Annotated in this window: 8 protein-coding genes; 2 read left to right on the top strand and 6 right to left on the bottom strand. The window is 67.1% G+C overall.

Going from position 1 to position 7,609, the window contains the following annotated elements; genetic code table 11:
- From AC1DTF_RS31640 to fdxA, 5 genes are all read right to left on the bottom strand, one after another.
- On the bottom strand, positions 1-986 hold a 986-nt coding region (locus AC1DTF_RS31640), incomplete at its 3' end, for a hypothetical protein (protein ID WP_477476930.1).
- Positions 987-2,144, bottom strand: a complete 1,158-nt coding sequence (locus AC1DTF_RS31635; RefSeq protein ID WP_477476929.1) for a sulfotransferase family protein — start codon at positions 2,142-2,144, stop codon at positions 987-989. It lies immediately after the preceding gene.
- 41 nt (positions 2,145-2,185) lie between these two features.
- A complete protein-coding gene (locus AC1DTF_RS31630; protein WP_477476928.1) occupies positions 2,186-2,629 on the bottom strand; it encodes a nuclear transport factor 2 family protein in 444 nt (147 codons plus the stop codon).
- Positions 2,630-2,922: 293 nt separating this feature from the next.
- Positions 2,923-4,017 (bottom strand): succinyldiaminopimelate transaminase, encoded by a 1,095-nt coding sequence (dapC, locus tag AC1DTF_RS31625; protein ID WP_477476927.1) that lies wholly within the window; start codon positions 4,015-4,017, stop codon positions 2,923-2,925.
- Positions 4,014-4,334 carry a ferredoxin gene (gene fdxA, locus AC1DTF_RS31620; RefSeq protein ID WP_057165788.1) on the bottom strand — a complete coding sequence of 107 codons (321 nt, stop codon included), beginning with the start codon at positions 4,332-4,334 and terminating at the stop codon, positions 4,014-4,016. Before fdxA ends, dapC begins: the two co-directional genes overlap by 4 nt.
- A gap of 267 nt (positions 4,335-4,601) precedes the next feature.
- Between fdxA and AC1DTF_RS31615 the strand changes: the two genes are divergently transcribed.
- Entirely contained in the window at positions 4,602-5,159 is a 558-nt protein-coding gene (locus AC1DTF_RS31615; protein WP_477476926.1) for a PadR family transcriptional regulator, read from the top strand.
- Between the two features lie 14 nt (positions 5,160-5,173).
- Positions 5,174-7,192 carry a 2,4-dienoyl-CoA reductase FMN-binding domain-containing protein gene (locus AC1DTF_RS31610; RefSeq protein WP_477476925.1) on the top strand — a complete coding sequence of 673 codons (2,019 nt, stop codon included), beginning with the start codon at positions 5,174-5,176 and terminating at the stop codon, positions 7,190-7,192.
- Position 7,193: 1 nt separating this feature from the next.
- Here AC1DTF_RS31610 and AC1DTF_RS31605 read toward each other — a convergent pair.
- Positions 7,194-7,609, bottom strand: a 416-nt coding sequence (locus AC1DTF_RS31605) for a YceI family protein (RefSeq protein WP_477476924.1), incomplete at its 5' end; no start/stop codon positions are given.

Genomic DNA, 7,609 nt, shown 5'->3' with positions numbered 1-7,609 from the left:
ACGTAGGTATAGGAGCCGTCCTCGTTCGGTGTCGACTGCGCCTTGTTGAGGCTGCCGGTGCGATCGACGATGTCGAGCGTCGTGCCCCAGATGTTGCTCAGCGGAACGGTGAAGTACTCGGCGCCACCGTCACCGACGTCGACGACGAACGCCTCACCGGGGCTGAGGTCGAAGCGGCCCATGACGTACACCTGATTGCGCATCGCGCCGACCTTGTCGGCCGACCAGGCGAGGTTGAAGTTGTTGGGCGGCATCTTGTAGACGCCGTGACTGAGCTTGCCGGTGAAGTTGGCGAAGTAGGCCATCATGTCCGCGGTGGCGTCGGCCTGCTCGTCGCGTGTGCGGGCCGGTCGTGACGGTGGGCCGCCGAGCCGTTGCACGGAAAGATGATTCGGGTCGTCGCGGTCCCAGTTCAGCAGGACGTCGCGGATGTAGAACTCGTGCGCCTCAGGGGTGGACTGCACGTGGTTGGGTCGACCGTCCGCGGGATCGGAGTCGACGGTGATGGTGAACGATCCGTCGGATTCGACGTCCATGGTCCGGCCGTTGAGCACGGCGACGGTGCCCATATTCGCGTCCCACAGCGTGAAGTAGTTCTCCGTCATCCGGTTCTGCCCGACGCGGCCGTGGATCTCGTAGYGTTCGTCGCCGGAGATGGGGATCACCCGGTACACGCTGTCGGGATTGTCGATGCCCCAACGTGACCCGGGTATCGCACGGCCCTGTACGGGGTGCGCCAGCCGGGTGATGCAACTGACCTTCGGCCGCAGCGCGTCCTGGTTGGACGACCACACCGCCGCCGAGAACATCACTTCGGCGAATGCGTCGTCGAAGCGGGCCCGCATGGCATCTGAGGCCTTTGCCCGCCCGAGCCAGGTCTCGGCGACGCTGCGGTAGGCAGCCTGCACCGTCGGATGCTCCAACAGGTCCAGCGCCGCGAGCTCCTGTTCGTGTTGGGCCGCTGTGGCCACCGGGTGCTCGGGCATTCAGTCTCCTCGGGTGGATGGGACGGCGCCGCGGAAGCGACTGTTGTAGGCCGCGAACCGCTCATCGATCTGGTCGTCGCTGAGTCCGAAGGTGGCCGCCGTATACGGCGGTCGCGCCGCCTCCCGGGGGCGTTCGGCCAACCAGCGCCGCATCGCGCGCTCGGCGTCGGCGGTCAGCGGTAGACCGATCGCGTCGTACACCCGGGACACCTGGCCTACCGGATCGGATACCGCGATGCTGAATTCGATGTCGGTGGCACGCTCGCCTTCATCGACCCAGCTGTCCCGGACCGCCATGGCGCGATCATTGGTCCAGCCCATCCGCGCCAGCCACTGGGCTCCGACCCGCGCCGGATCGACATGGTCGGCGTGCATGGCATGCAGGGTGGCGTTCAGGCTCGCACCGGAAGGGATGGTGTCGCGCGGATCCCGGTGCATGTGCACCAGATGCATATCGGGGAACCGGGCGCGCAGCGCATCGAGGTAGCCCAGGTGCGCGGGTGTCTTCAACACCCAGCGGTCCGCGACCTTGCCATCCCTGCGCTTCTGCCACTGCAGGAACTGCAGCATCCGGTACAGGTAGTCGTACGCGGGGGTGAAGTCCTGCGCGTCGATCCAGGACCGGTAGGTAGGCACATGGGCGCCCGATTCCGGTACATGCGACAGGAAGGCGTCCGACAGAAAGACGATCTCCTCTTCGGGCTCGCGGGCGTACATGGGGTGGATCGCGAAGAGTTCCGGTGCCAGCTCACGCGATTTCGCCTCCCGCGCCGCGCTGATCAGGATGCGGGGATCCTCGGGCGTCGACCACCGGTAGTCGAGCTTCGGGGCGACCTCCACCACCTCCCAGCCGTAGGCGCAGTGAAAGCGCGGGTCGGCGGCCAGCAGTCGTTGCAGCAGGGTGGTTCCGCTGCGCATCATCCCGACCACCACGATCGGGGCGAGGATCGTCTCTTCGAGAATCTCGGGGTATCGGCGGATCCATTCCTGGGCACGCAACCGCATCCGCAGGCCGTGCACCAGACCCGCGCGCAGGATGTACTCCCCGATCTGGTTCAGCCCCGCCTCGGCGTAGCTGTCGGCCAGCACCGCAAGCGGCGTCTCGAACGCCAGCGGTCCCCAATCGTCGAGCCGTTCCTTGCCCCGGGCAGCCGCCATGAGGTCTGCCGCGTCGAACGGTGAACCTTGCGGCACGGCGGTCAGAACTTCAGGTGGTGGCTGACATCGCCCACCTGATCGACGAACATGATCCGGGTGTCGAACCACCAGCGGCCGTCGAGTCGGTGGAAGGTGTCGCGGTAGTGGCCGGTCACGATGACCTGCAGCGGCAGATCCGGTGTCGCCTGCGTGACCACGTAGTTGGACCGACTCTGTGCGGTCCCGGCCGCCTCGTCGACCTCGATGCGCGCATTGCTGGTCAGATGCTTGGTTTTCGGGGTGCCGTCCTCATACAACCTGGTCGCCATGTCGTACATCTGCCGGACGCGTTCGGTTCCGCTGAACACCGTCTCCGGTGGACCGTCCTCGACTCCGCAGATCCGGCCGTGGGCGAAAAGGTCGGCGACGCCAGCCAGATCGCCGGCGTCGATTCGCTCGGCGTAGGTGTACAGCAGATTCTCGATCTGGCGTGCGCTGGCTGACATGGYGGCAACTGGCTCCTCATCGAACCGAAGTTGGCAGAGCTGACCGGAATTACGGTCATTTCGAGAATTAACCAGTCCAGCCGCGTGATGTCAACGGCCTCAGCAAAACTGGCAGCACGCCTGAACAGTGTCCACCGTTCGGTTGACTGCGGGCCCGGTCCACCGGTGGTGTCCATGGCGATCCGATCCTGTGCACCAACGCATTCGGTTTGCTGCTCCCCTAGCCGCCCAGTGGCCAGTTGAGACACGCTTTTTGCCGAGTCATGTGCGGTACGTGGCCGCTCGGCGCAGATCTAAAGCCGGGCCGCCGCAGCGTCGATGCGCTCATCGGTGGCCGTCAGCGCCACCCGCACATGCTGGGCGCCGGCCGGGCCGTAGAACTCGCCGGGCGCCACCAGGATTCCACGCTGGGCCAGCCAGCCGAGGGTGTCACGGCAGGGCTCTCCTCGAGTGGCCCAGAGATACAGCCCCGCCTCGGAGTGGTCGACGGTGAAGCCTGCGTCGCGTAGTGCGGGCAGCAACACGGCGCGTCGCTTGGCGTAACGCTCGCGCTGCACCGCGATGTGGTCGTCATCGTCCAGCGCCGCGACCATGGCCGCCTGAATCGGCCCGGGCACCATCATCCCGGCGTGCTTGCGCACCGCCAGCAGCTCGGCCACCACGGCGGGGTCGCCCGCCACGAAGCCGGCCCGGTAGCCGGCCAGCGAGGACGTCTTGGACAACGAGTGAATGGCCAGCAGTCCGGTGTGGTCGCCGTCGCACACCGACGGATGCAGCACCGACAGCGGCTGGGCGTCCCACGCCAGCCCGAGGTAGCACTCGTCGGAGGCGATCAGCACACCCCGTTCGCGGGCCCACCCCACGACCTTGCGCAGGTGGTCCAGACCGAGCACCTTGCCCGACGGATTACTCGGCGAGTTCAGGAACACCAGCGCCGGTGTCTGCGGGCCGATCTGGGTCAGTGAGTCCGCGGCGAGCACCTGAGCCCCGGCCAGCCGGGCGCCCACGTCGTAGGTGGGGTACGCCAACTCCGGGATCACCACGGTGTCCTCGGATCCCAGACCCAACAGCGTCGGCAGCCAGGCGATGAGCTCCTTGGTGCCGATGACCGGCAGCACCGCGGCCGGGGCCACACCGGTGATGCCGAAGCGGCGTTGCAACGCCGCGTGGATCGACGCGCGAAGTTCGGGGGTGCCCGCGGTGGTCGGGTATCCCGGCGTCGCGCTCACGTCCGCGAGCGCCTCACGTATCACCGGGGCGACGTCATCGACGGGGGTGCCGACCGACAGGTCGACGATGCCCTCGGGATGAGCGCGCGCGGTGGTGGTGACGTCGGCCAAGGTGTCCCAGGGGAACACCGGCAGTGACGTCGATTTACGTGAGTTCACTCGCCCTTGGGTTCGAGATCCTTGATGGCCTGCGGGTCGTTGTCGGTCTGGCCGACCTTCGACGCGCCGCCGGGAGAGCCCAGCTCGCTGAAGAAGTCCGCGTTGATCTGCGTGTAGTTGCTCCACTGGTCGGGGACATCATCTTCGTAGTAGATGGCCTCGACCGGGCACACCGGCTCGCATGCGCCGCAGTCGACGCATTCATCCGGGTGGATGTACAGCATGCGTGCACCTTCGTAGATGCAATCGACAGGGCATTCCTCGATGCATGCCTTGTCTTTCACGTCGACGCAGGGTTCGGCAATCGTGTACGTCACTGATGTTTCTCCTGTCCAGTGGGCTGCTGGTCGGGTTTTCAGTTCTGGGTCGGGACTCGTGGGAGCTTCCGCACGGGCCAGTATGAATGGCCCGTAACTGGACGTGCGTCTCAGTGTGTCCTAACTTCACGCGCCGCCCCGTAGGGGTGACGCGTGGTTGCTGATACTAGCCGTTGCAGATACACCACGCCTAGTAGCCGCGCGCTATGCACTCCGCTGCACTGCAACTTGTTGCATAGGACCGTCGGTTCGGCTTACGCTGCCGTCATGGCACTCCCGCACGCCATCCTGGTGTCCCTGTGCGAGCAGGCAAGTTCGGGCTACGAGCTGGCGCGCCGGTTCGACCGGTCCATCGGCTACTTCTGGTCGGCCACCCATCAGCAGATCTACCGCACGCTGCGCGCCATGGAGGACGACGACTGGGTGCGCGCCCGCGAGGTCGAACAGCACGGCCGCCCGGACAAGAAGGAGTACTCGGTGACCGCGGCCGGGCGCGCCGAGCTGGCCCGGTGGATCGCCCAACCCCTGAAGAGCAGAGGCAGCGCCACTCCCGGTTCGACGGCCGACAACCGGACCCGAGACCTGGCCGTCAAGATCCGCGCCGCCGTCTACGGCGACACCGCCGCCATCCGGGCGCAGGCCCAGGAATTGCTGGCCGAACGAGCCGCGCTGCTGGACGCCTACCTCGGATTCGAGAAAGAGCAGTTCCCGAACCCCGCCGGCCTGACCGGCTCCGAGCTGCATCAGTACCTGGTGCTGCGCGGCGGTATTCGCGCCGAAGAGGGCGCCATCGAATGGCTTTCCGAAGTACTGGAAGCCCTGTAGATCTTGGAGGCCCTGTGAACTACCCGAATCTGCTGTCCCCGCTGGATCTCGGCTTCACCACCCTGCGCAACCGGGTGATCATGGGCTCGATGCACACCGGCCTGGAGGATCGCGCGCGCGATACCGACAAGCTGGCCGCCTATTTCGCCGAGCGCGCCCGCGGCGGCGTCGGCCTCATCATCACCGGCGGGTACGCCCCCAACCGGACCGGCTGGCTGTTGCCGTTCGCCGCCGAGATGCTCTCCGCGGCCGATGCGCGCCGGCACCGGCGGATCACCTCCGCCGTGCACGACGAGGGCGGCAAGATCGCGCTGCAGCTCCTGCACGCCGGACGCTATGCCTACCATCCACTTTCGGTCAGTGCGTCCTCGATCAAGGCGCCGATCAACCCGTTCCGGCCGCGCGCGTTGCGCGATGTGAACGGCACCATCGACGATTTCGTGCGCGCCGCGCTGCTGGCCCGCTCCGCCGGGTACGACGGGGTGGAGATCATGGGCAGCGAGGGCTACCTGCTCAACCAGTTCCTGGCACCGCGCACCAACAAGCGCAAGGACGCCTGGGGCGGGACACCGGAGAAACGGCGACGCTTCCCCGTCGAGATCGTGCGTCGGGTCCGCGAGGCTGTCGGGACGGATTTCATCATCGTCTACCGGATATCGCTGGCCGACTATGTCGAGGACGGCCAGACCTGGGATGAGATCGTCGCTCTGGCAACCGAGATCGAGGAGGCCGGCGCCACCATCCTCAACACCGGCATCGGCTGGCACGAGGCGCGGGTGCCCACCATCGTCACCTCGGTGCCCAACAGCGCCTTCGTCGATATCAGCAGCGCGCTCGCCGAACACGTCGGCGTTCCGGTGGTGGCCTCCAACCGGATCAACATGCCCGAGGCCGCCGAGCAGATCCTCACCGACACCCACGTGCAGCTGATCTCGATGGCCCGGCCATTGCTGAGCGACCCGGACTGGGTACGCAAGGCCTCCGAGGATGCCGCCGATCAGATCAACACCTGCATCGCCTGCAACCAGGCCTGCCTGGACCACGCGTTCGTGCACAAAACGGTGTCCTGCCTACTCAATCCGCGCGCGGGACACGAGACCACATTGGTGCTCGGCCCGACCCGGCACGCGCGATCGGTGGCCGTCGTGGGTGCCGGCCCGGCCGGGCTGTCCGCCGCGGTGGCCGCCGCCCAGCGCGGGCATCGCGTCACGCTCTTCGAGGCCGGCGCCACCATCGGCGGCCAATTCGACCTGGCCAGAAGGGTTCCGGGTAAAGAGGAGTTCAACGAGACGGTGCGCTATTACACGCGCATGCTCGACGTCGCCGGCGTCTCGGTGCGGCTCGGCACCCGGGCCACGGTGGACGATCTGGCCGGCTTCGACGATGTCGTGCTCGCCACCGGCGTGACACCGCGAATGCCCGCCATTCCCGGTATCGAGCACTCGAAGGTGCTGTCCTACGCCGAGGTCCTTTCCGGTGCGCCGGTCGGCGACTCGGTGGCAGTCATCGGCGCGGGCGGTATCGGGTTCGATGTCAGCGAGTTCCTGGTCACCGACCAGTCCCCCACCCTGAATCGCAAGGAATGGCAGGCCGAATGGGGCGCACTGGACCCGCAGGACGCGCCTTCGGTCCGCGGCTCCCTGGCCACGCCGATCCCGCTGCCGCCGGCGCGTGAGGTGTTCCTGCTGCAGCGCACCAAGGGCCCGCAGGGCCGCGGGCTCGGCAAGACCTCGGGCTGGGTACACCGGGCATCGCTGAAAGCCAAAGGCGTGCAGCAGCTCTCCGGCGTGAACTACGAGCGCATCGATGATGCCGGCCTGCACATCAGCTTCGGGCCGGACCGGACCGGTGCGCGCCTGCTGGCCGTCGACAATGTCGTCATCTGCGCGGGCCAGGAGTCGGTGCGCGGGCTCGACGACGAGTTGCGTTCGCGCGGGGTCACCGCGCACGTCATCGGTGGTGCGGCAGTGGCGGCCGAGCTCGATGCCAAGCGGGCGATCCGACAGGGCACCGAGCTGRCCGCCAAGCTATAGCTCAGGCCTGCTTGAGGGCCTCGATCTCCAGGGTGATGGTGACCTTGTCGCCTACCACGGCGCCGCCGGTCTCCAGCGGCATGTCGATGTCGATGCCGAAGTCCTTGCGGTTCAACACCACCGAAGCCTCGAAGCCGGCAACTTCGCCGTGACCCATGCCGGGGTTGACCCCGTTGAACTCCAGCTTCAGCGAGACCGGCTTGGTGACACCCTTGAGGGTGAACTCGCCGTCGAGCACGTAGTCGTCACCGTCGGCGCGCACCGCGGTGGACACGAAGGAGGCCGTCGGGAACTGCTCGGCATCGAAGAAGTCAGCCGCCTTCAGGTGGGCGTCGCGCTGCTCGTTGCGGGTGTTGACCGAGGTGATGTCGATGGTGGCGGTCACCGACGGGGTGCCGTCCTCGGCCACCGTGACGG

It is taken from the genome of Mycobacterium sp. P4_H6 (genome assembly GCF_056400845.1).
Note: the sequence above shows the minus strand (reverse complement) of the source record. Positions and strands in the feature narration are given on the sequence as shown.

Excerpts from the sequence above, each read along its gene's own strand:
- AC1DTF_RS31635 (WP_477476929.1), bottom strand. The coding sequence starts at position 2,144 with ATGGCGGCTGCCCGGGGCAAGGAACGGCTCGACGATTGGGGACCGCTG.
- AC1DTF_RS31630 (WP_477476928.1), bottom strand. The coding sequence starts at position 2,629 with ATGTCAGCCAGCGCACGCCAGATCGAGAATCTGCTGTACACCTACGCC.
- AC1DTF_RS31615 (WP_477476926.1), top strand. The coding sequence starts at position 4,602 with ATGGCACTCCCGCACGCCATCCTGGTGTCCCTGTGCGAGCAGGCAAGT.